This window comes from Sphingomonas sp. IC081, assembly GCF_006874585.1.
GTDB lineage: Bacteria > Pseudomonadota > Alphaproteobacteria > Sphingomonadales > Sphingomonadaceae > Novosphingobium.
Map to the genome: position 1 here is coordinate 715116 of NZ_CP029762.1, position 22420 is coordinate 737535.

A 22420-nucleotide genomic window follows, 5' to 3' on the forward strand; every position below is an offset into this window, starting at 1 on the left:
CCGGTCACAGTTCAATCATGATGCGGATCTTGTCCGGCGTGGTTTCCACCGCTGCCGCGATCTGCTCGCGGCAACGCGCGATGAGCTCGGGCAGTCCCGCCACGGTTCGTCCCGGGCGCAGATCCGCGATATTGACGCCCAATTCGCGGGCGATGGCCTCAAGCCGCTCCTCGATCGGACGGGCACGGCCCTGCTCCCAGGCCCAGACCGTGGGCTTGCTGACACCCAGACGGGCCGCGAGTTCGCCTTGCGTGAAGCCGCGCTCCTTGCGCAGGCGATGCAACCGCTCGCCCAGGCTTTCGCCGCCGATGGCCGCAGGCGCATTACCGGATGTCTCGCCCGCGCCGGACTGATCGCCCAGCGCTATGCCCGGCTGGACGGCACTGCGCAGTTGCGCCGCGCTCAGTGCCGATTTCGGCAGGATCCGGTCGAACGCGCAGCCGTAGAGGTTGCCGCTGGTCCAGATCACCCGAGCCGGCGTCTGCCCCGCTTCGGGCAGTTCGAGCTCGATCGTGTCTCCCACGGCCAGCGCCGTGGCGCTTTCAAGCAGGAGCCCGCTTTCGGAGAAGTTGTGGATGAGAACGGGCATTTCTGCCCCTGACGAACTGGCCCCCTGGGTCTCCAGCATCAGCTTGCGACGAGGCGCACGGGCGCGATCGCCGACGAATGCGGCAGCCTCGGGGTTAACTTCGAAATGTGCCTCGATGGGCATTGCGCATTCTCCAGGAGGCAGAAAATCCCCTCCCTGGGTTAAGATTCGGTTAGCGCGCCGACTAATACCCTCCCTATCCGGAGCGGCCCGATCTGCTCGGCCCGGCCGAATTGGAGCGCCAACCCGTTCGATCCACCCACGACAGCGACATCTGGAAAAATGTCGTAACCCACAGTGGATGTATACGCAGAACGGGTCAGGTCGAGAAGTCCGTTAAGACCTCCGATACGACCAATGCGTTCGTATCCACGCCATGTTCATCGATGCGAAGATCAATTCCGCATCAAAAGCGGCTTCAATTACTACGGATAGCCATCCGCCTTTCCTCGAATCATCGTCACTCACCCCTCGCCATGCCGTCACGAACCGGTCACGACATGGCGCACATAGTTAATAATAGCAGATGCCGCGACTTAACGTGCACAAACGCCCCGACAAAACGCACGAAACCCGAAATTCCGGCCAAAACCGGACAAAATCGCGCTCCGCTCATACCCCTAAAACCCTCCCTTTCTGCCTGCAAAGCCATTCTGGCTGGTATCCCCGGTCTTGCGGTATCATGTGCGCCATCATGCAAGCGAATCCCGCCTCTCCCGGACGAGTCTTCCTGGTCGGCGCCGGCCCCGGCGATCCCGATCTGCTTACCCTGCGCGCCGCGCGGCTGGTGATGAACGCCGCGCTGATCGTGCACGACGGGCTGGTCGATCCGGCGATCCTGTCGATGGCGCGCCCCTCCGCGCGCCTGATCTCGGTGGCCAAGGCCCGCTCGCGTCACACCATGAAGCAGGAGGAGATCAACGCCCTCCTCGTGCGCGAGGCGCTGGCCGGCCATGACGTCGTGCGCCTGAAGGGCGGCGATCCCTTCGTGTTCGGCCGCGGGGGCGAGGAAGCCGAAGCCTGCCGCGCCGCCGGGGTTCCGGTGGAAGTGGTGCCCGGCATCTCGTCCGCGCTGGGCGCCGCCGCCGCCGCGCAGATCCCGCTGACGCACCGCGACCACGCCTCGATCGTCAGCTTCGTTGCGGGCCAGTGCAAGGGCCTGACCGATCAGGACTGGTCCGGCCTTGCCGGCAAGGGCCGGACGCTGGTGATCTTCATGGGCCTTGCGACCGCCGCCCAGATCACCGAAAAGCTGATTGCGGACGGCCTGACCCCCGAGGTTCCCGTCGCGGTGATCGAAAAGGCCACGCGCGGCGACATGCGCGTACTGCGCGCGTCGCTTGCCGGCCTTGCAGAGCTTGTTGAGCGGGAACGGGTGGCCAGCCCCGCGCTCATCGTCATCGGTGCTGTCACCGCGCAGCCCGACACCATCGTAAGCGCAACAGCGCTGGAGGCAGTACAACAGTGAAGATCCTGACGGGCAACGACCTCAAGACCGGGGCGGTCATCTGGTGGACCGGCGTAAGCTGGTCGCTGGATGTCAACGATTCCGCCGATGTCGGCGACCATGGCGCCGCCCTTGCCGCGCGTGAGGAAGGGGCCCGCAATGTCGTCGGCGCCTATGTCGTCGACGGTGCGAAGACCGAAGAAGGCGTCCGCCCCGCCCATATCAAGGAGCGCATCCGCGCCCTCGGGCCGACCGTCCGCCTCGACCTGACGCTGAAGCCCTCCGACCCCGCAGCCGCAGACTGGGTAATCTGATGTACAAGTACGACGAATACGACCAGCAGATGGTCGATACGCGCGTCGCGGAATTCCGCGACCAGGTGCGCCGCCGCCTTGCCGGCGACCTGACCGAAGACCAGTTCAAGCCGCTGCGCCTGCAGAACGGCCTCTACCTCCAGCTTCACGCCTACATGCTGCGCGTCGCGGTGCCCTATGGCACGCTGAATTCCGCGCAGATGACGCTGCTGGGCGATATCGCGGACAAGTATGACCGCGGCTACGGCCACTTCACCACCCGCCAGAACATCCAGTACAACTGGATCAAGCTGGAAGACACGCCCGACATCCTGGCCGAACTCGCCAAGGTGGAGATGCATGCCATCCAGACCAGCGGCAACTGCATCCGCAACATCTCGTCCGACCAGTATGCGGGCGCGGCTGCGGAAGAAATCGTCGATCCGCGCCCTTATGCCGAACTGCTGCGCCAGTGGTCCAGCTTCCACCCGGAATTCCTGGTGCTGCCGCGCAAGTTCAAGATCGCCGTCATCGCCTCGGAAACCGACCGCGCGGCGATGCGCCTGCACGACATCGGCATCAAGATGGTGCGTAACGACGCGGGCGAGATCGGCGCCCGGTTCTACGCCGGCGGCGGCATGGGCCGCACCCCGATGATCGCCCCGCTGATCCGCGATTTCGTGCCGCTGGACCAGCTGATCACGTATGCCGAGGCCTGCCTGCGCGTCTACAACCGCTATGGCCGCCGCGACAACAAGTACAAGGCGCGCATCAAGATCCTCGTCCACGAACTGGGCCGCGACGAATATGTCCGCCAGGTCGAGGAAGAGTTCGCGCACCTGCTGACCCAGCCGATCGAGCCGCCGCTGGCCGAGCTGGAGCGCATCAAGGCGCACTTCGTCGATCCCGGCTTCGAAGCCGGCGCTTCGGACGATCTGGACCTGACCGATCCCGACTTCCGCCTCTGGGTGGAACGCAACACGCATGCCCACAAGCAGGCAGGCTATGTGATCGCCACGGTTTCGCTGAAGCCCGTGGGCGGCATCCCCGGTGACGCCAGCGCCGACCAGATCCGCCTGATGGCGCAGCTGGCCAAGGACTACAGCTTCGACGAACTGCGCGTGACCCACGCCCAGAACATCGTCTTCCCGCACGTGAAGAAGGCCGACCTCTACACCGTGTGGCAGGCGCTGGACGAAGCGGGCCTTGCCACCGCCAATCTCGACACCGTGGGCGACATCATCGCCTGCCCCGGCCTCGACTATTGCGCGCTGGCCAATGCCCGCTCGATCCCGGTGGCCCAGAAGATCTCCGAGCGTTTCGGCAGTGCCGAGCGTCAGGCCGAGATCGGCGAGCTGAAGCTGAAGATTTCCGGCTGCATCAATGCCTGCGGCCACCACCACGCGGGCCACATCGGCATCCTCGGCGTCGACAAGAAGGGTCTGGAAAACTACCAGCTCCTGCTCGGCGGCAGCGAGGGCGCGGATACCTCGCTCGGCCAGATCACCGGCCCCGGTTTCACCGAGGACGGCGTGGTCGATGCCATCGAAAAGGCCACGCAGGTCTATCTCGCCAACAAGCAGGGCGAGGAACGCTTCCTCGACACCTATCGCCGTATCGGCATGGCTCCGTTCAAGGAAGCGATCTATGGTTGAAGTCCAATTCCGCTTCCGTGAAGACGAAGCGGTCAACGATCCGGCGGTGACCGTCGATGCCTTCGCCGCGCAGACCAACGCCACCGCCGTGCGCATCGAGCCGGGCGACGATGCGCGCGACCTGCTGCCGCATCTGGACCGTCTCTCGCTGGTGGAAGTCAGCTTCCCGGCCTGGACCGACGGGCGCGGTTACTCCTCCGCCCGTATCCTGCGCGAAGCGGGCTACCAGGGCGAGATGCGCGCCGTGGGCGATCTCGTGATCGACATGCTCCATCACCTCAAGCGCTGCGGCTTCGATGCCTTCGCGCCCGACAAGGCGCTCAACGATCAGGACGCCCGCACCGCGTTCGACCGTTGGGAAAACGTCTACCAGGCCACCGCCGTTGACGGTCGCCCGGCGATCTGGGCCAAGCGCCACGGCTGATTTTCCGCTCCAGAGCAACCGGAAAACCGCCGTCAAAAGGGACCACCCGATGACTCATACCGAAGTGACCCGTATCCGCGACCGCATCGACACCGGTCCTCGTTTCGACGAGGCCGATGCCGTGCGGCTCAACCGCCTGTTCCGCGGCACCGACACGAGCGAGATGCTCGAGACGCTGCTCAAGGAAGGCATGGCGGGCGACGTCACGACGGTATCGAGCTTCGGCGCCGAAAGCGCGGTGCTGCTGCACCTGCTGGCCGCGGTCGACCCTTCCGTGCCGGTGCTGTTTCTGGAGACCGGAAAGCACTTTCCCGAGACGCTCGCCTACCGGGACCTGCTGGTCGAGCGTCTCGGCCTGACCAACCTCATCAACCTCGTCCCCGACGCTGCGGAACTGGCGAAGAAGGACGAGAACGGGCTGCGCTGGTCCTACGACCCCGACGGTTGCTGCGAGATCCGCAAGGTCAAGCCGCTGGAAAAGGCGCTGCTGGGTTACGACGCCTCGTTCACCGGTCGCAAGGCCTTCCAGAACTCGGCCCGCGCCACGCTGCCCCGCTTCGAGATCGACACCAGCGACACGCAGGGCCGCCTCAAGATCAACCCCCTGATCGACTGGTCGCCCGAGCGCCTCGCCGCCTATATCGCCGAGCACGACCTGCCGCCGCACCCGCTGGTGGCACAGGGCTATCCCTCGATCGGCTGCATGCCCTGCACGAGCAAGGTCGCACCCGGCGAAGACCCGCGTTCGGGCCGCTGGCGCGGGTTCGACAAGACCGAGTGCGGCATCCACGTCGCCCTCCCGTCAGACCGCACCGGCCAGAGCGCTCCCGAATTCGATCTGGATCTCTGACCCAGCCTCAACCGAGGCGATCGGCAACCCACCACTTCAGCAGGTAGGGACGCTCGATCAGCTTCTCGGCGGCATAGGGCCACCAGCCGGGGCCGAATGGCCAATAGAGCCGTACCGGCACGCCGAGCCGCGCCGCGACCGCGGTGCTGCGCTTCATCGGCAAGCCGCGCAATTGCTCCAGTTCGCAAGGCGTTCCCGAGGGTTTCAGGATCTCCAGCGCGGCGCGGGCAAGCGCCGGATCGTGCGTGGCGACACCCACCGGCGCCTTGCGGCCCGCGAGCATGCGCACGAGATTGAGGTAAGCCTGCCCCGGTTCGCCGGCGTCCCCCTCGGGGTCGGGCCACTCGCCCTTGACCAGGCGGAGACGCACCGGCGTTTCGCGCAGCCGTTCGGCATCGGCAAGGCTGCGCCGCCAGCGCACGGGCAGCGCGGCGCCGCTGGCGCCGTAGGCCTGGGCCATCCACTCGACCAGATCCAGCGTCGGCCCGGCCTGAACGTGGGTGAGTGCATCAAACACCACCGTCATGCCCGCCGATGCCGCGGGACTGGCCACGGCGCGCAGCAGGTCCTTGTCGAAATGCAGCGGCGATGCCTTGATGGCAAGGCACGTACCGGGAGCCCCTTCGCCCAGCGCCGCGGACAACGCTTCACCGGCTGCGATGATGCCCTCTGGCTCTCCGTCCCATGCCGGGAAATAACTGAGCGTGGCAGCCATGCCGCGCGCTTGAAGGGCAAGCGCCGCCCTCGCCGCCGCAGCCGCGTCCGGCGCGGGCGCCAGCGCCTCGACCGTGCGCGACAATCCGGTGCGCAGCCTTGTGCCCAGTCCTGCGCTCATGCGGGAACCCTGCGTCCCGGTCGCCGCTGCCACACCCAGTTGCCCGCCTCCGCCACCAGCGCGGCGAGGCCGTGGAGATTGAACGGATAGGTCTGCAACCGGAGACAGGCGATCGCTTCCCGCGTCCACCCCTCGATGATCCAGGGCTCCACTTCACCCAGCAGCTCGATGCCGAGCAGTCCGCGCGCGGTGGCATCGCTCAGCGCGTGAAGCATCAGCAGGTTGCCGGGCGAAACCCGAGAGAACGCACGGTCGAAACCGATCTTGAACAGCCAGTAGCGCTGCTGGAACTCCACCGCGAGCTGTGTCGCGACAGCCTTGCCGTCGATCCGCATGAAGGCGATGCGGCAGGCCCCTTCATCGCTGGCGCGGCCCAGAAAATCGCGAAAGAACGCCGCCTTCACCGGATCGCACGCCAATGCCGTGCCGGCATCGCCCTTCCAGCCGCGACGCTCTATTTCCATGGCCTCGTCGAACAGCGTGCCGAATTGCTCTCGCGAGGGCGCGTGCAGCTCGAACGTGACCGCCCCTTCGGCGTCCGCCTTGCGCCGGGCACGGCGAAAGTCGGAACGCCGCCCGGCATTGAAGCGGGTTTCGGGGTCGCCGCCACCGGGCTCGATCGCGATCGTCGGGCAGCCGGTGGCCGGCCGGATCACCAGCACGCCCCTGCCCTTCATCGCCGCCCGCAGCGCGCCGACCAGCAGCGAATCCTCCGGGATGCGTTCCAACCGCAAGGGGCGCCGCAGCCGCGCAAGTTCGCGGCCCAAGGCCGCGACCGCCGCCCCGTCACGGTAGAGGGCGTCCACCGGCTCGTAGACCTGGCGTTCCCCGGCGGCATGCCAGCGCGACATCCATCCACGACGGCGGCAGAGCGGCAGCAGCGCGACCGTACGCCCGTGATCGCGCACCCGGGCAAGCAGGCCAACGCGCCCTGCCAGCATCGTCACACGCAAGGCTTCGTGAAACGCGAGAAGCTGTGAAGGCAACCGCGCGTGCCGTTCCAGCCCCCGCCAGTCCTCGTCGGCGACGCCGGAAACCTGGCGGGAACGCGCGCCGTTTACCGACTTTGCAAGGCCGGACAGCGCCCCCAGCAATGCTTCGCCCACTCCTTCGGCCACCGATGCATCGTGACGCATGGCCTCGTTCCCCTCGCGGCTATCTCGCAGCCCTCGAAGAGAATAGCGCAAATCTGCTTATCCGAAGTTAAAATCTGCGCAACCTCCCGTCCTTGTCCCGGATCAGCCGGGATGCCTGCCCGCACGCTGCGGCAGGACCGCCACCATGACCACGATGGCGCAGGCGAGGAGAGAACTTGCCCAGGGTCGACTGAGGTCCAGCCCGCCATGCGCAAGCGGCTTGTCGAGGAAATCGCCCAGCGTCGCCCCCAGCGGCCGGGTCAGGACAAAGGCCGCCCAGAACAGCAGCACCGGGCTTACCGGCGAACACCTGCGCAGCACCTCCAGCGCCGCCAGCGATCCGCCGAACAGCGCGGCGCCGCCAAGATAGCCCAGCCCGCCGTCATCGGCCGCCCAGTCTCCCAGCGCGGTCCCCAGGGTTTGCGAAAAGGTGATCGTGATCCAGTAGAACCACTCCGCCCGCGCCGAGACGATGCTTTCGACCGCGATCGTCCCCGTCACGTGCTTCCAGGTCAGCAGCGATGCCATGACCAGCGCCCCCAGCAGCAACGAGCCGCCGAGATAGCCGATCCCCAGCGAGCGCGTCGCGAAATCGGCCATCGTCGTCCCGGCCGTGGTCGAAGCGATGATGGTCGCCCAGTAGAGCCAGCGGATGAACCCTCGCGCGCGCACCTGCAGCAGCACCAGCACGACCAGCGGCACCACAAAGACAAGGCTGCTGAGCAGGTATCCCATGTCGCAGGTCATCGACAGCGTATCGCCGCCGGTCTCACCCAGCGTTGTTGCAAAAATCTTGATGATCCAGAAGCCAAGCGTGACCTCGGGAACCTTGCTGAGGACCGTGCCGGCCTGATTTTCCTGCTTCATATCCTGGAGGACGTAACCGGGCTCCCGCTCCCCCAGTTGCAAGCCGCGAATTTTCAGGTGCAAAAAACGCACACACATCATCCCTTGGCTTTGCGCCGGGCTCCACTAAGTGCCAAATGCCCCCAATATTGCAGTGCAACATGACCGATCAGCTTAACAAGACCGTCCATACTCACCCTGCCCTCGTCACCTTTGCGCTGGCGATGGGTGCCTTCGCGATCGGGACCACCGAATTCGCGGCGATGAGCCTCGTGCCCTATTTCGCGCGCGACCTGCACCTGACCGAGCCGCAGGCAGGCCACGCGATCAGCGCCTATGCGCTGGGCGTCTTTGTCGGCGCGCCGATCATCGCCGTGCTGGCCGCCAGGATGGGCCGCCGGGCATTGCTGATCGGGCTGATGGCGCTGTTTGCGCTGGGCAACGGGCTTTCGGCGCTGGCACCGAGCTACCCGATGCTGATCGCGTTCCGGTTCCTTTCCGGACTGCCGCACGGCGCCTACTTCGGCGTCGCCGCGCTGGTGGCGGCCTCGATGGTGGCGGAGAACCGCCGCGCCCAGGCCGTGGCCATGGTCATGTCCGGATTGACTGTCGCCACCATCATCGGGGTGCCGGCCGCCAACTGGCTGGGGCAGGCGCTGGGCTGGCGCGCGGGCTTTGCGGTGGTTTCGGTGCTGGCGCTGATGACGATGGCATCGGTCGCGCTGTTCGCTCCCCATCAGCCGCCCGCCGCAGGCGCCAGCGCCGCGCGCGAACTCAGCGCGCTGCGCCGCCCGCAAGTGCTGCTGACGCTGCTGACCGGCGCCATCGGCTTTGGCGGGCTCTTCGCGGTCTATACGTATGTTGCCTCGACGATGATCGAAGTTACCAAGGTGTCGGAAGGGCTCGTCCCGGTTGTGCTTGCGGTATTCGGGGTGGGCATGACCGTGGGCAACCTGTTCTGGGCCTGGGCCGCGGACCGCGCACAGAGCCGTGCCGCCATCGGCGCCCTGCTGTTCAGCGCCTTCAGCCTTGCCCTGTTCCCCTTCGCCGCGGGAAGCCTGTGGTCGCTGATCCCGGTGATCCTGATGGTCGGTTTCTCCGGCGGGCTCGGCACGATCCTCCAGACCCGCCTGATGGACGTGGCCGGCGAGGCGCAGGCGCTTGCCGCCGCCGCGCACCACAGCGCCTTCAACTTCGCCAACGCGCTGGGGCCGTGGCTGGGCGGCCTGGCCATCTCGGCAGGGTGGGGGCTTACCTCCACCGGCTGGATCGGCGCGGGCCTGTCGCTCGGCGGTCTGGCAATCTTCCTGCTGACGCTGGTGCATCACAAGCGGGGGGTGGAACTCGACGCGGTGCCCGCCTGCGCCTGAAACCGTTGCTGCCCGATCAGGCCTGGCAGCGCCGCTCCAGCCGCATGTGGACGGCGCTGGGGGTATTCTCCATCTCGGACACAAAATAGTCCGCGAAAGGCATGTCCTCGTCGAACAGAGGAGCGCCCCTGCCAAGCGTGCGCGCCATGACGTGGAGCCAGATCTCGTCGGTCCTGCCGGTGCTGAGCGCAGCAGTCACCGTGCGGGCGCCACCGATGACCAGCACCGCCTTGTCCCCCGCCTCGCGCTCGGCCGCCGCCAGCGCCGAGGCAAAATCAGGCAGAAAATGAAAGCGCAGCCGCGCATTTTCGCGCGGGGCGGGCACCGGAACGCGCTCGGTCACCACGAAGATCGGTACCTGAAGCTCGTAGTTGTCGGCATACCAGTCCGGCTCGCCGGCGGCGGCAAAGGCCTTTGCGCTCATGACCACGGCCCCGCAGGACTGCGACAGACGCGCCACCATGCGAGCGCGGCGCTGCGCATCGATGGGAAAAACGCTGACGCCTTCGGCATCGACCCAATAGCCGTCGATGCTCGTGGCGGCCTCTACGATCATCCTGCCCATAGGTATTTCTCCGCTAGACACCATACTCCTGTGGTGGCTCGCCGCCTACTTGTGAAGAATGCCCATATCCGGAATCGGAAAGAACAAGGACGAGTCGGTCGCAGAACGGGGTGCGGCGATTGTTGCGGGGGACTATCGTTTTCCTACCTAGCCATGTTCTGGCAGGCTGCCGCCATGCTCCGAACGACGAATCTTTCATGTTCAGTTTGAACGGCTTGGCCTCTCGATGAGGGACAAGGTGACAGCCCGGACTTTTTTGCCGTGGACCGTGTCAACTGTGTCAACCAGCCCAGCCTGCTGGCCGCGAATGCGCCGTTCAAACGACAGCAGGCCGCCCCCTGCGAAGGGAGCGGCCTGCCCGAATCGCAGCAATGACGCCGCGCCTCAGCCGATCATCATCAGGCTGGCATTGCCGCCCGCCGCCGTGGTGTTGATCGAGGTGGACACCTCCTCCAGCAGCCAGGCGCCATTGGGTCCGGCACTGACATGCACCGGCACGATCGGCCCCGGCAGTTCGGCCACGGCCTCGCAGGCCGCGCGCACGGCCTCGGCATCCCCTTCCACAAGGCAGGCCGCGAAGGCTTCACCGGCGTGGAGGTGGAAGCGCGCCTCGATCCCGGCAGGCAGGCCGCCGGGAACCGCCATGCCCTCGACCGTCGCGGTGTTGCCGGTGGCGAGCACCGCCGCCATCTGCGCGAAGAGGCCCGCGCGGGTCGCCGGGCGCAGCAGCACGCGGCCGCGCGGATGCAGCGCGTAGAGGTTGCGCTCACCCACCGGGCCGGTCAGCTCGGTCTCGGTGCCGAGCGCGGATGCCGCACCGATCTTGCGCGCCTGGGCAGCCGCGCTCGCCTCGCCCACGCTCTCCAGCCACGCGGCGAAGGCCTCCACCAGCGGCGCGCCATGTCCTGCCGGGCCGAGCACTTCGGGTGCCTTGGTGACCAGACGGCCGAGATAAAGCGGGCCGCCCGCCTTGGGGCCGGTACCCGAAAGCCCGCGCCCGCCGAACGGCTGCACGCCGACGACGGCGCCGATGGTGTTGCGGTTGACGTAGAGGTTGCCCGCCTTCACCGCCGAAGTGACGCGCTCGACCGTGGCGTCGAGACGGGTGTGCAGGCCGAAGGTCAGGCCGTAGCCGGTGCCGTTGATCGCATCGATCAGGCCCGGCAGATCGTCGCGGCGGAAGCGGACGACGTGGAGCACGGGGCCAAAGACCTCACTGCCAAGCTGGGCGATGCTGTCGATCTCGACGATGGTGGGCGCGACGAAAGTACCCCGCGCGCAGTCGGCGGGGATCGCCACTTGCTCCACCTTGCAGCCGCGCGCCTTCATCGTCTCGATATGCGCAGCGATATTGGTCTGCGCCTCTGCGGTGATGACGGGACCGATGTCGGTCGCCAGCGTCTGGGTGTTGCCGACCGAGAGTTCGGCGAGCGCGCCCTTCAGCATCTTCAAGGTGCGGTCGGCCACGTCTTCCTGAAGGCACAGCACGCGCAGCGCCGAGCAGCGCTGACCGGCGGAGTCGAAAGCCGACGCGATGACGTCCGCCACCACCTGCTCTGCGAGCGCGGAGGAATCGACGATCATCGCGTTCTGGCCGCCGGTCTCGGCAATCAGCGGAATGGCGCGGCCATCCGCCGACGTGCGACCGGCAAGCTGCTTCTGGATCAGGCGGGCGACTTCGGTCGAGCCCGTGAACATGACGGCGGCCACCTGCGGCGCGGCCACAAGCGCGGCGCCGACCTTGCCGTCGCCCGGAACCAGTTGCAGCGCGTCGGCCGGAACGCCGGCTTCGTGCAGGATGCGCACGGCTTCGGCGGCGATCAGCGGGGTCTCTTCGGCGGGCTTGGCCAGCACGGTGTTGCCGGCGACGAGCGCGGCGGCAACCTGCCCGGCGAAGATCGCCAGCGGGAAGTTCCACGGGCTGATGCAGACCACCGGGCCAAGGGCGACTTGCTCGACCCCGAACGTCGCGCGAGCCTGTTGCGCATAATAGCGCAGGAAGTCGATCGCCTCGCGCACTTCGGCAATGGCGTTGGCGGCGGACTTGCCGGCTTCGCGGATGACCAGGCCCATCAGCTCACCGATCCGCGCCTGCATCGCGTCGGCGGCGGCATCGAGCATGGCGGCGCGGTCGGACACCGGCGTACCGCCCCAGCGGCTGATGGCAGCACGCGCGACCATGACGGCGGCGGCTGCGGGCGCCACTTCCATCACCTTGCCCACCACGTCGCGGTGGTCGGCGGGGTTCAGCACGTCCCGCACCTTGCCCTGCGCATTGGCGGGCATGGCGAACCATTCGCGCGTCACGGAAGCCTGAAGCGCGGCGGTCAGCGCGGTGAGCGCCGTCTCGTCGGCCAGATCGATACCGGCCGAGTTGCGGCGGCCGGTGTAGAGACCGGCAGGTGCGGCAATCTCGCTATGGCGCGCGCCGGGGTGCGGCATGGCACGGACCACGTCGACCGGATCGGCAACCATCTCCTCCACCGGCACCGCCGGATCGGCAATGCGATTCACGAACGAGGAGTTCGCGCCGTTCTCCAGCAGGCGGCGCACAAGGTAGGCCAGCAGCGTCTCATGCGTGCCGACCGGCGCGTAGATGCGGCAGGGACGGTCGAGCTTATCCTTGCCGACAACCTGCGAATAGAGCGGCTCGCCCATGCCGTGCAGGCACTGGAACTCGTACTTGCCGATGGCAAAGTCCGGCCCGGCAAGCTGGTAGATCGTCGCCAGCGTCTGCGCGTTGTGGGTGGCGAACTGCGGGAACACAGCGTCCGGCGCGGCCAGCAGCTTCTGCGCGCAGGCGACGTAGGACACGTCGGTATGAACCTTGCGGGTGAACACCGGGAAATCGGCAAGGCCATCGACTTGCGCGCGCTTAATCTCGGCATCCCAGTAGGCACCCTTGACCAGACGCACCATCATGCGACGGCCGGCGCGGCGGGCCAGATCGATGATCCAGTCCAGCACATAGGGGCAGCGCTTTCCATAGGCCTGCACCACGAAGCCGAGGCCGTCCCAGCCTGCCAGATCGGGATCGAGCGCCAGACTCTCCAGCAGGTCGAGCGAGAGTTCGAGACGGTCCGCTTCCTCGGCATCGATGTTGAGGCCGATGTCGTAGCCCTTGGCGATCACCGCCAGCGCCTTCACGCGCGGCAGCAGTTCGCCCATCACGCGGCTCGCCTGCGCGCGGACATAGCGCGGGTGGAGGGCGGAAAGCTTGATCGAGATGCCGGGGCCGCCATAGACGCCGCGCCCGGCGCTGGCCTTACCGATGGCGTGGATCGCGTTGACGTAGTCGGTGTTGTAGCGGTCCGCGTCGGCCGCCGTCGTCGCCGCTTCGCCCAGCATGTCATAGCTGTACTGGAAGCCCTGCGCTTCCAGTTCGCGGGCACGCTTCACCGCTTCGTCGATGGTTTCGCCGGTGACGAACTGTTCGCCCATCAGGCGCATTGCCATGTCGACGCCGCGGCGGATCACCGGCTCACCGGCACGCGCGACAAGGCGCGTCAGCGCGGCGCCAAGGCCCTTGTCGTCCACCGAACCGACCAGCTTGCCGGTAACGACAAGGCCCCAGGTGGCGGCATTGACGAACAGCGACTTGCCCTTGCCAAGGTGTGCGCCCCAGTCGCCGCCGGCAATCTTGTCGCGGATCAGCGCGTCGCGGGTGGCATCGTCGGGAATGCGCAGCAGCGCCTCGGCCAGACACATGAGCGCGACGCCCTCCTCGCTCGACAGCGAGTATTCCTGCACCAGCCCCTCGACACCGGTCCCCTTGTGATTGGCGCGCAGCGTAGTGACGAGGTTGCTGGCGGTCGCACGAACTGCGGCGCGGGTGGCGTCGGGCAGCGTCGCGGCGGCCAGCAGCGGGGCCATGCATTCGGCCTCGTCCCTGCGATAGGCAGCGGTGATGGCACGGCGCAGTTCGGTGGGTTCACGAACGGCAGGAGCGAAAGCGGCAAAAGGCGCGGTCTGGGTCATGTGCGCAGAATATCGCGAGTCCGCTTGGCAATCCGACTTTTCATGAGGTAAAATCAGTCCATATGGACTTATGTTCCGGATCAACGTAGGCAAAATGAATGGCAAAAACAGTCAAATCAGTCACCCTGGATGAGCACGATCGCAAGATCATCGCCGCGCTCAGAAACGACGGGCGGATGAGCGTCACCGAACTCGCCCGCGTGGTCGGCCTGTCCAAGACGCCGTGCCAGGTACGTCTGCGCCGACTGGTCGATTCGGGCGTGATCCGCGGATTCCAGGCCGTGGTCGATCCAGCAGCGCTCGGGCTCGATCACGTGGCCTTCACCGAAGTGAAGCTCTCCGACACCCGCGAACAGGCCCTCACGGAATTCAACGCCGCGGTCCAACGCATTCCCGAGGTCGAGGAATGCCACATGCTTGCCAGCCACTTCGACTATCTGCTCAAGGTACGTACCCGCGACATCCGCCGTTATCGCGAGGTTCTGGGCGAAAAGCTGTCCAACCTGCCGCACGTCTCCAGCACTTCCACTTATGTGGCGATGGAAACGGTCAAGGACACCGGTAGCTAGGCGGCGTTGACAAATTCCTCGAGGTCACGATAGCCCCCATTTGCCCCCCCCGGCGAGCCGCGCGGACGCGGGAAGAGTGGTTCTCTTTCAAGGCCGTGCAACGCTGCCGGGGGGCAAATGGGGGCTACTCAGTGTGACACCGGCTTCGCCTAGCCCAGGTGCTTCTCGAAGAACGGGATGAGCTTTTCCAGCGCTTCACCCACGGGCTCGGGCTGATCGTAGAGGTCGTAGTGCGACGAGCCTTCGACGACGACCAGTTCCTTGTCCGTCGAGGCGGCGCGGCCGTGGATTTCGAGGCCATCGCGGTAGGCTCCGAAACCGCCGGGCTTGTCCCCGACCACGACCATCATCGGCTGTATCAACAAGGTCTCGGCAAAGGCAAAGGCATCCCAGGCGATGGCAGGCGCACCGTGCGAGACCAGCATGCGGGTCCCCGATCCTTCCGCCACGCAGCGGTTGCGATAGTAGTCGGTCGCCTCGAGCACATCGATGTCGGTGATGCCCACGGCCTTGCCCTCCTCGACACTGGCAGGAAGGAAGTTGTTGACCCGTTCATCGCCGCCCGCAATCTGGGCCGAACGCTGTGCGGCCATGCTTTCAAGCGCCGCTACCGGATCGAAGGCGCTGAAGCCTTCGCGGAAAAGCCGCCCAAAATTGACGCCGGTAATCGTGACCAGCGCCTTGATGCGCTTGTCGATGATCGTCGCCTTCACCGAGTAGCCGCCGCCGCCGCAGATCCCGAGGATGCCGATCCTTTCGGGATCCACATAAGGGAGCGCCTGGGCGTAATCGATGACGTCCCGATAGTCCTTCACGCGCTGTTCGGGGTCTTCGATCCAGCGCGGGCTTCCACCGCTCGCGCCCTGGAAGCTGGCGTCGGGCACGATGACCACGAAGCCGGCCCGGGCCAACGCCTCGCCGTAAACGTTGCCAGCGGTCTGTTCCTTACAGCTACCGATTGGGTGGTTGGATATAACCGCTGGATAGCGCTTGCTGGCGTCAAACGCGGGCGGGACGTGGATGTTGGCGGCAATGTCCCAGTACATGCCGGGATTGCGAATGCGGACCGTTTCCATGGAATTCTCCTGCCTATTGGCCGAGGTCTGTTCGATCACTGTGCGACGGTTTCGACGGCGGCGGCTGCCGCAAACCTGTCGCGGAAGAAGGTCCCGAGTACGGCAACCGCCTCTTCGACGAAGGCTGCGCCATCGTAGAGGTCCATGTGGTTGGCCCCTTCGACGACATGGATCGCCTTGTCGGTCGCGGCGGCCCGGTCGAACAGGTCATCACTCATCCACTTGCTGCCCGCCACGGAGCCCGCGACGATCTGGAGCGGCTGCGTAAGATAGACGTCAGCCATGTGGTAGGCGTCGTAGGTGATGATCTGGTTGAGGCTGCGCAGCGTCGCAAAGCCGGGAGCGGTTGGATATTCCGCGCGCGGCGTGTGGTAGTATTCCCAGGCCTGGCGTAGTTCCTCGTTCGGCGCATCCGCCTCGCTCATCGGCGCCAACGGCATCGTGGCGATGTCACCACCGGACGCATCGGCCGTGCGAGCATTCGAGCCCGCCTCGACATAGGGCAGCGCATCGATCGAGCGGACCGAATTGTCCCAGCCGTTGCGGAACATCGAGCCGATGTTGACCGCGCTGACGGTACCCAGCGCCTTGATCCGGCGGTCCTGGATGGCGGCATTGACGGTGTAGCCAGCACCCGCGCAGATACCCATGGCGCCGATGCGTTCCTGGTCAATGAAGGGCAGCGTCGAAAGGTAATCGATAACTGCGCTGACGTCCTCGGTGCGGACATGCGGGTTCTCGAGCTGGCGCGGCGCGCCGCCGCTTTCGCCCTGGTAGGAGGCGTCGTAGGCCACGGTGACGAAGCCGAGTTCGGCAAGCTTGCGCGCATAAGTCCCGGCGGTCTGTTCCTTCACCCCGCCACCAGGATGCGAGACGACGATGGCCGGGTAGCGGCAGCCGGCGTCGAAGCCTTCGGGAACGTTGATGACAGCTGACATGACGAGTGTCGGGTTGTTCGAATTGAAGAAGCTGATCTTTTCCATTTCCAGTCTCCTGCGGGTCCGTTCCGCGCTGGTCGGCATGTGACCGGCTTCCCGGCTCGCTGCTGACAAGAAGCAACCTAGACCTTCAGGATTGAACCGATTAGATGGATAATTTGTATTGGTTTCATCATTGAGGTGATCAATGAGGCGCGACGAAATAGCCGATCTCGCGACGTTCGTGGTCGTGGCGGAAGAACGCAGCTTCACGCGTGCGGCTGCGCGTCTTGGCATGGCGCAATCCGCCGTCAGCCAGATCGTGAGGCGAATTGAGGGGCGGCTTGGCGTGCGGCTCCTTTCGCGAACCACGCGTAGTGTTGCACCAACCGAGGCCGGAGAGCGCCTGATCGCGACTCTGGGGCCCATGCTGCATGATCTTGATACGGCCGTGGCTTCACTCAGCGACTTGCGCGACCGCCCCACCGGAACGATCCGCATCACCGCCGTCGAGCATGCCGCAAAGACCATTCTGGTCCCCGCCATGAAACGCCTTCTGATCGACAATCCCGACATCACCGTGGAAATCACCATCGACTATGGCCTTGCCGATGTCGTAGCCGATCGCTTCGATGCGGGCGTCCGACTTGGCGGCGAGATCGCCAAGGACATGATTGCGGTCCGCATCGGGCCGGACACGCCGATGGCCATTGTTGGATCACCCGATTACTTCAGCAGATCTGCACCGCCCGTCTCTCCAGCCCAACTCATCGACCATCGCGCCGTCAATCTGCGTCTGCCGAGTTCAGGCACTCTCAATGCATGGCGTCTCGTCGGAGCAGATCGGGAGACGCGCGTGCGCGTCGACGGCCCGCTGGTGCTGAACTCGATCGACCTCATCCGCGATGCCGCTCTCGATGGCCTAGGGCTGGCCTATCTCCCGCTGGATCAGGTTCAGCGCGATTTGAACGATAGCCGCCTGATCCGGATCCTTGATCGGTTCACGCCGGACCTGCCCGGCTATCACCTCTACTATCCGCACCGTCGGCATTCATCGGCCGCATTCACGATGTTGATCGATACTCTACGCCACCGAGGCTAGCCGAGGTCGCCCCTTCCAAGGCATTTAGCCGCCGATTTTGGCTCTCCCGGAGCGGACCGGCCGCTTTCCCTTTCCGCATGCGGAAGACGAGCGAGTAGCGGAATATCTCGTCGTTATTGGGGAAGGGGAGACAGCTGTCCGTCTGCTGAGTCACTTGCCTAAGAGCCCGATCCAAAAGTTGTTGAGCAATACCAGCATGTTATGATTCACGCCGTCCTTGCGAGAGATGGAGTGATCAATGGCATGGACTGGCATTGCTCGAGAGGAGCATAGCCGCAAGGGACTGCGTTATCCAAGCGACATGACGGATAAGGAGTGGGCGCTGGTGGCCCCGTTCATTCCCCCGGCAAAGCAAGGCGGTCGGCGGCGCAGCACGAATATGCGCGAAGTGGCCAACGCGCTGCTCTATCTGGCTTCGGCCGGGTGTGCCTGGCGCCTGCTGCCCAAGTGCTTTCCACCGGTCTCGACGGTTCGGCGCTATTTCTACGCCTGGCGTAACGCGGGATTGTTCGAGGTGATGAACACGCTGCTGGTCATGAACCTGCGAGAGATCGAGGGGCGCGAAGCCTCTCCCAGTGCGGGCATCATCGATAGCCAGAGCGTGAAAACGACCGAAAGCGGCGGCCCGAGTGGATATGACGCGGGCAAGAAAGTCAAAGGCCGCAAGCGTCATATCCTGACCGACACCTCCGGTTTTCTGATCTCCATCCTCGTGCACACCGCCGATATTCAGGACCGTGATGGCGCCGTCGACGTGCTCAAAGGCATATGCCAGCGCTTCCCCTGGCTGCGCCATATCTTCGCCGATGGTGGCTACGCCGGAGACAAGCTCAGGAGAGCACTCGCCAAAGTCGGGAATTGGGTAATCGAGATCATCAAGCGTTCCGACAAGGCCGAGGGCTTCGAAGTCCTCCCGCGCCGCTGGGTCGTCGAGCGCACGTTCGCCTGGCTGGGGCGGTGCCGCCGCCTCGCAAAGGACTGGGAGGCGACCATCGCCTCGTCTACCGCCTGGGCCACGATCGCTTCTATCCGCATGCTCATCCGCAGAACCGCAAGATATTGCTACGCTTGAGACACTTTTGAATCGGGCTCTAAGAGGCTGTTTGAAAAATGCGCGAAAAGCGAATTTTCAAACGGGCTCCGCGGTCGATCAAGCGAGAATCTGCTGGCCGGCTAGAGCCGACATATCGCCACGGGCAGTTGATCGCAGAGATGCGCTATGTAATTAGAAACTCAATTTGAATACTGGGGCTATCTATGATTTTTCTGCGATCTGAGCATGCGAATATGCGCCCTGTGACCGTTGCGGCTTTGGCGTTCGTCCTCGCTGGCTGCGACCCTTCCATCTATACAGGTCGCTCAAAAGATCCTTCTGATGAATTTAGCTACGAGAGCAGGAGTGATGATTTTACAAAAATCACCACCTCATTCTCAAAAAAATCATTCTGGATTAATGAGGATGAGCTGCAGTACGTAGATGTAACAATCGAGTGCATCAAAAATAATTCGGATGACAGTCAATCCACGCTATCCATTTACCTTTCGTCTATGGCCGACAATAAAGCGGCAACATCAGACAACAGCCCCTATCTTGACGCTTTGATGTACAAGATCGATAATTCAGATGTTGCAATCTACGACCCTTCAGACATGCTGGCGACGAAGAATTACAAGATCGATCTGTTCAACATGGTACCAAGGGATGGAAGCCCGATTCCACACAATCTGGGGTTGCGTGTCGTTTATGGTGCCCCGCCCGCTTCTTTTGACCGGACAGTGCAATTCTATTCGCAATATCCGTCTGTGGACATGGACATCCCTTTGACGGCTGAAGGAAGCGGCAAGGTCATCGCGGACTGCGTTAAAAAGGTCCAATAGCGTCTAGGCGGCGTGGACAAAGTTCCGCGCTGCCGCGAGGCAATGCGCAAGTCGTTCCTCCAATGGAACTCCGGCCAATTCCTGCGAGCGCTGCGGCACTTCCAGGCCGACGATCCGGTCTTGCGGCAGCAAGGCAAGCAATTCGACCAATGGCAGGTCCCCCTCGCCGCACGCCAGGCGTTCGCAGATGGCCTCCTCCATGTAGTCGGCCAGAACCCGCTGGGCAGGAACGTCGCAAAGCTGGATATAGCCGATCACATCGGGATCAAGGGCTGCGAGATCCGCAGTACGCCCGCCCGTCCGGCAGAAATGCATTGTGTCAAACACCACCCGGCAATCCTGGCGGCCCACATGGGCGATCGCGCGTTGTGCTGTTTCCAGATTGCAGATCGGAAAGATCGGCACGAATTCGATCAGCGTCTCGATGCCAAAAACCGCTCGCCAGTTCGCACAGCGTCGCCAGATGATCGAAGCTACGGGGCAAATCGGGATCAAGGCTGACGACATTGATGCGGGGAATGCCGAGCCCCTCCATGATCACCAGATCGCCCGCATAAAGATCGCGCACATCGTGTTCCGGCACAATCGCAACCCCTTCACCGGACGCAATCGTTACGCCCGTTTCCGCCATCGCCGCACGCAGATCCCGGCGTAGCACGATGTCATCGCGCAGCGAGAAACGCTGATAACCCGCAAGGCTGGCACGCGCAGGCTGAAGTGGCGTACTGATGTGCCGGAAGCCCAGCCGAGAGCCAGCCGCACGGCCTCGACCGGCGGCAAACCAAAGGTGCTCGCGAATTCCAGGCTGATCGGCCTCATTCTCACTCTCGCGGTCGGCAAAAGAACGGGCATGCTATCCTGTTTCGTCGGGAGCTACTCCGGCATCACCGAAAATCGCTTGGGCGGATATTACCCAGCCAGCTCGACAGTCCGCATAGGTTCAAGGAAGACGCTGGCATGGGCAAGATCGCAGCGATGGTCGTGGGAACCGGTTTCGGCGTCCGTGTTCACATACCCGCGCTGCGTGCCGCCGGCTTCAATGTCTTGGCGCTTGTGGGCCGCGATACGGAGCGCCTACAACGCAAGGCTTCGGAAAATGCGGTTCCGGCCTGCTTCACCGACCTCGACGAAGCAATCTCCGCCACGGGAGCCCGGCTCGTCACCATCGCGACGACGCCCGATACCCATGCCGCGCTCGCGCACCGCGCCATCGCGCGGGGATGCCATGTGCTGTGCGAAAAGCCCTTTGCTTTCGATGCCGTGGAAGGCGCCGCGCTGCTCAAGGCCGCCGAGGATGCGCGGATCGTACACATGGTCTCGCATGAGTTTCGCTGGCTTCCGGAACGCGCCCTGTTCGGGCAGGCTATCCGTGAGGGCCTGATCGGCGAGCCGCGTTTCCTCGCGATGGATCAGTTCATCCCCTTCTGCGCCGACCCGGCCGCCCGCTTGCCGCGTTGGTGGTTCGACAGGCAGGCAGGCGGCGGCTGGCTCGGCGCAAGCGGCTCGCACCTGATCGACCAGATCCGCGCCTGGCTGGGCGATTTCGAGTCGCTGAGCGCCAATCTGCTCACCATATCGGACCGGACCGATGTGGCCGAAGACACCTATTCCATGCGCTTCCTCACCAAAGGCGGGGTCGAAGGCACGATGCAGCAGAGCGCCGGGGCATGGGGGCAAGGCGCTGGTCTGTGCCGATGCGCGGGATCGAAAGGGACCGTCTGGATCGAGGCGGGCAAGGTTTTCGTAGCGAACCGTTCGGGAACCGGCCAACTGGACGTACCGCCAGAGCTTGCCCTGCCCTTGGCGGCAGACGCCCGGACGTCCTTCGAACTGGAGCCTTTCACCCGTCTCGCCAAGGCATTGAAAGCGGCGATAGAAACCAAAGCGCAGCCCGGCGCGATCACGCCGCCCACGTTCCATGACGGCCTCGCCTGCATGATAGTGATGGATGCCATGCGCGCCTCCGCCGCCGAACGCGGGGCGCTTCAAATATTAGCGTAACGCCGATCAGGCCCGCGTCGTATCGCCCGGCGCCCAGAGCGGTGCGCCGCGCGTATCGCGCAGGGATGCGACGACCTTTCCGTCCCGATCGGTCACGCCATATTCCGCCGCGAGTTCGGCATTGATGAAAGTTCCGCCAGAGCGCGCAGCGACCGCCGGATCCATCGCCAGCGCCGCGATCACCCGCCCCGGAAACTCCGGCGAGGACCCTGCGGTGCTGCCAAGTTGCGCTGCCATACCCGGCACGAACTTGAGGTTCTCGGTCGCCCGCTCGGTGAACGTGAAACCCTGCCACAACGACAGCGCCGTCACGCCGGTTCCGCGCAGGTCGTGGCCCATGTCGCGCATCATCCGGTCGGTCGCCGCCTTGGTGGTGCCGAACACGACATCATAGGTATAAGTCACGCCAACATAACCCGACAGGGCCGCGATCAGACCCGATCCTTGTGGCACCATGATCCTTGCGGCATGCCAGGCCGCGACATAGGCCGCGCGCATACCGGTATCCCATATCTGCCATTCGTCCAGCGGCTTTTCCCAGAACCCCTCACGCCCGGTCATCGTCTCGGGAATGGCCATCGCGTTGTTGACGAGGATGTCGAGCCGCCCCTCGTCCCGGCGCACCTGCTGGAACAGCGCGTCTATCCGCGCATCGTCCATCAGGTCGAGCGGCACCGCAACGCCCTTGCCGCCACGCGCTTCGACTTCCTCGACGGTCTGTGCCAGGGTCCCCGGCAAGACGCTCTGCCCCTCGGCAACCGTGCGGCCGGTGATATAGACCGTCGCCCCATGGTCCGCGAGCGCACAGGCGATGCCCTTGCCGATCCCGCGACTGGCTCCGGTAACGACCGCGACCCGGCCCGCCAATCCATCCGAAATGCGCGCCATG

General features: G+C 64.8%; 22 protein-coding genes. 11 read left to right on the forward strand and 11 right to left on the reverse strand.

The features are described from left to right. Positions 1-4: 4 nt before the first annotated feature. On the reverse strand, positions 5-712 hold the full coding sequence (locus DM450_RS21315) for a helix-turn-helix domain-containing protein (RefSeq protein WP_142638921.1): 708 nt from the start codon (positions 710-712) through the stop codon (positions 5-7). Positions 713-1283: 571 nt separating this feature from the next. Here DM450_RS21315 and cobA point away from each other — a divergent pair. The 5 genes from cobA to DM450_RS21340 are packed head-to-tail and all read left to right on the forward strand — an operon-like array spanning position 1284 to position 5258. After that, on the forward strand, positions 1284-2057 hold the full coding sequence (cobA, locus tag DM450_RS21320) for a uroporphyrinogen-III C-methyltransferase (protein ID WP_142638922.1): 774 nt from the start codon (positions 1284-1286) through the stop codon (positions 2055-2057). Further along, positions 2054-2350 carry a DUF2849 domain-containing protein gene (locus DM450_RS21325; protein ID WP_142638923.1) on the forward strand — a complete coding sequence of 99 codons (297 nt, stop codon included), beginning with the start codon at positions 2054-2056 and terminating at the stop codon, positions 2348-2350. The genes cobA and DM450_RS21325 overlap by 4 nt, the downstream gene beginning before the upstream one ends. After that, on the forward strand, positions 2350-3984 hold the full coding sequence (locus DM450_RS21330) for a nitrite/sulfite reductase (RefSeq protein ID WP_142638924.1): 1635 nt from the start codon (positions 2350-2352) through the stop codon (positions 3982-3984). Before DM450_RS21325 ends, DM450_RS21330 begins: the two co-directional genes overlap by 1 nt. Further along, positions 3977-4408 carry a DUF934 domain-containing protein gene (locus DM450_RS21335; RefSeq protein WP_142638925.1) on the forward strand — a complete coding sequence of 144 codons (432 nt, stop codon included), beginning with the start codon at positions 3977-3979 and terminating at the stop codon, positions 4406-4408. The genes DM450_RS21330 and DM450_RS21335 overlap by 8 nt, the downstream gene beginning before the upstream one ends. 49 nt (positions 4409-4457) lie before the next feature. Further along, positions 4458-5258 (forward strand): phosphoadenylyl-sulfate reductase, encoded by an 801-nt coding sequence (locus tag DM450_RS21340; protein WP_142638926.1) that lies wholly within the window; start codon positions 4458-4460, stop codon positions 5256-5258. Positions 5259-5265: 7 nt separating this feature from the next. On the opposite strand, the gene DM450_RS21345 is transcribed toward DM450_RS21340, so the two are convergent. The 3 genes from DM450_RS21345 to DM450_RS21355 form a co-directional block, all read right to left on the reverse strand. Beyond that, a complete protein-coding gene (locus tag DM450_RS21345) occupies positions 5266-6093 on the reverse strand; it encodes a proline dehydrogenase (RefSeq protein WP_142638927.1) in 828 nt (275 codons plus the stop codon). Further along, entirely contained in the window at positions 6090-7229 is a 1140-nt protein-coding gene (locus DM450_RS21350) for a GNAT family N-acetyltransferase (protein WP_142638928.1), read from the reverse strand. The genes DM450_RS21345 and DM450_RS21350 overlap by 4 nt, the downstream gene beginning before the upstream one ends. 102 nt (positions 7230-7331) lie before the next feature. Further along, positions 7332-8096, reverse strand: a complete 765-nt coding sequence (locus tag DM450_RS21355) for a hypothetical protein (protein WP_142639486.1) — start codon at positions 8094-8096, stop codon at positions 7332-7334. Positions 8097-8236: 140 nt separating this feature from the next. Here DM450_RS21355 and DM450_RS21360 point away from each other — a divergent pair, with 140 nt between their 5' ends. Then, on the forward strand, positions 8237-9445 hold the full coding sequence (locus DM450_RS21360) for an MFS transporter (RefSeq protein WP_142638929.1): 1209 nt from the start codon (positions 8237-8239) through the stop codon (positions 9443-9445). A 16-nt stretch (positions 9446-9461) separates the two neighbouring features. On the opposite strand, the gene DM450_RS21365 is transcribed toward DM450_RS21360, so the two are convergent. Further along, the gene (locus tag DM450_RS21365; RefSeq protein WP_142638930.1) at positions 9462-10010 is read right to left on the reverse strand and encodes a dihydrofolate reductase family protein; all 549 of its coding nucleotides are present in this window, start codon (positions 10008-10010) and stop codon (positions 9462-9464) included. A 384-nt stretch (positions 10011-10394) separates the two neighbouring features. Next, positions 10395-13988, reverse strand: coding sequence for a trifunctional transcriptional regulator/proline dehydrogenase/L-glutamate gamma-semialdehyde dehydrogenase (putA, locus tag DM450_RS21370; protein WP_142638931.1), 3594 nt, complete (start codon positions 13986-13988; stop codon positions 10395-10397). 98 nt (positions 13989-14086) lie between these two features. Between putA and DM450_RS21375 the strand changes: the two genes are divergently transcribed. Next, on the forward strand, positions 14087-14557 hold the full coding sequence (locus DM450_RS21375) for an Lrp/AsnC family transcriptional regulator (protein WP_142638932.1): 471 nt from the start codon (positions 14087-14089) through the stop codon (positions 14555-14557). Positions 14558-14706: 149 nt separating this feature from the next. Here DM450_RS21375 and DM450_RS21380 read toward each other — a convergent pair whose 3' ends face one another. Both DM450_RS21380 and DM450_RS21385 read right to left on the reverse strand, forming a co-directional pair. After that, positions 14707-15633: an alpha/beta hydrolase gene (locus DM450_RS21380; RefSeq protein ID WP_142638933.1), complete on the reverse strand. Its 927-nt coding sequence runs from the start codon at positions 15631-15633 to the stop codon at positions 14707-14709. A 35-nt stretch (positions 15634-15668) separates the two neighbouring features. After that, complete coding sequence (locus tag DM450_RS21385) at positions 15669-16616, reverse strand: alpha/beta hydrolase (RefSeq protein WP_221889493.1); 948 nt, start codon at positions 16614-16616, stop codon at positions 15669-15671. 142 nt (positions 16617-16758) lie between these two features. On the opposite strand from DM450_RS21385, the gene DM450_RS21390 reads away from it, so the two are divergent. The 3 genes from DM450_RS21390 (at position 16759) to DM450_RS21400 (ending at position 19530) form a co-directional block, all read left to right on the forward strand. Further along, positions 16759-17652: a LysR family transcriptional regulator gene (locus DM450_RS21390; protein ID WP_142638934.1), complete on the forward strand. Its 894-nt coding sequence runs from the start codon at positions 16759-16761 to the stop codon at positions 17650-17652. A gap of 238 nt (positions 17653-17890) precedes the next feature. Continuing rightward, the gene (locus DM450_RS21395) at positions 17891-18724 is read left to right on the forward strand and encodes an IS5 family transposase (RefSeq protein WP_142632654.1); all 834 of its coding nucleotides are present in this window, start codon (positions 17891-17893) and stop codon (positions 18722-18724) included. A gap of 185 nt (positions 18725-18909) precedes the next feature. Then, on the forward strand, positions 18910-19530 hold the full coding sequence (locus DM450_RS21400) for a hypothetical protein (protein WP_142638935.1): 621 nt from the start codon (positions 18910-18912) through the stop codon (positions 19528-19530). A 3-nt stretch (positions 19531-19533) separates the two neighbouring features. Here the strand turns inward: DM450_RS21400 and DM450_RS26060 are convergent, their stop codons facing one another. Both DM450_RS26060 and DM450_RS26370 read right to left on the reverse strand, forming a co-directional pair. Further along, positions 19534-19935: a TIM barrel protein gene (locus DM450_RS26060; protein WP_260610477.1), complete on the reverse strand. Its 402-nt coding sequence runs from the start codon at positions 19933-19935 to the stop codon at positions 19534-19536. After that, positions 19850-20161, reverse strand: coding sequence for a hypothetical protein (locus DM450_RS26370; protein WP_260610478.1), 312 nt, complete (start codon positions 20159-20161; stop codon positions 19850-19852). The genes DM450_RS26060 and DM450_RS26370 overlap by 86 nt, the downstream gene beginning before the upstream one ends. Before the next feature lie 326 nt (positions 20162-20487). Between DM450_RS26370 and DM450_RS21410 the strand changes: the two genes are divergently transcribed. Further along, positions 20488-21531: a Gfo/Idh/MocA family protein gene (locus DM450_RS21410; protein WP_142638936.1), complete on the forward strand. Its 1044-nt coding sequence runs from the start codon at positions 20488-20490 to the stop codon at positions 21529-21531. Between the two features lie 6 nt (positions 21532-21537). Here DM450_RS21410 and DM450_RS21415 read toward each other — a convergent pair whose 3' ends face one another. After that, complete coding sequence (locus DM450_RS21415) at positions 21538-22419, reverse strand: SDR family NAD(P)-dependent oxidoreductase (RefSeq protein WP_142638937.1); 882 nt, start codon at positions 22417-22419, stop codon at positions 21538-21540. Position 22420: the final 1 nt, after the last annotated feature.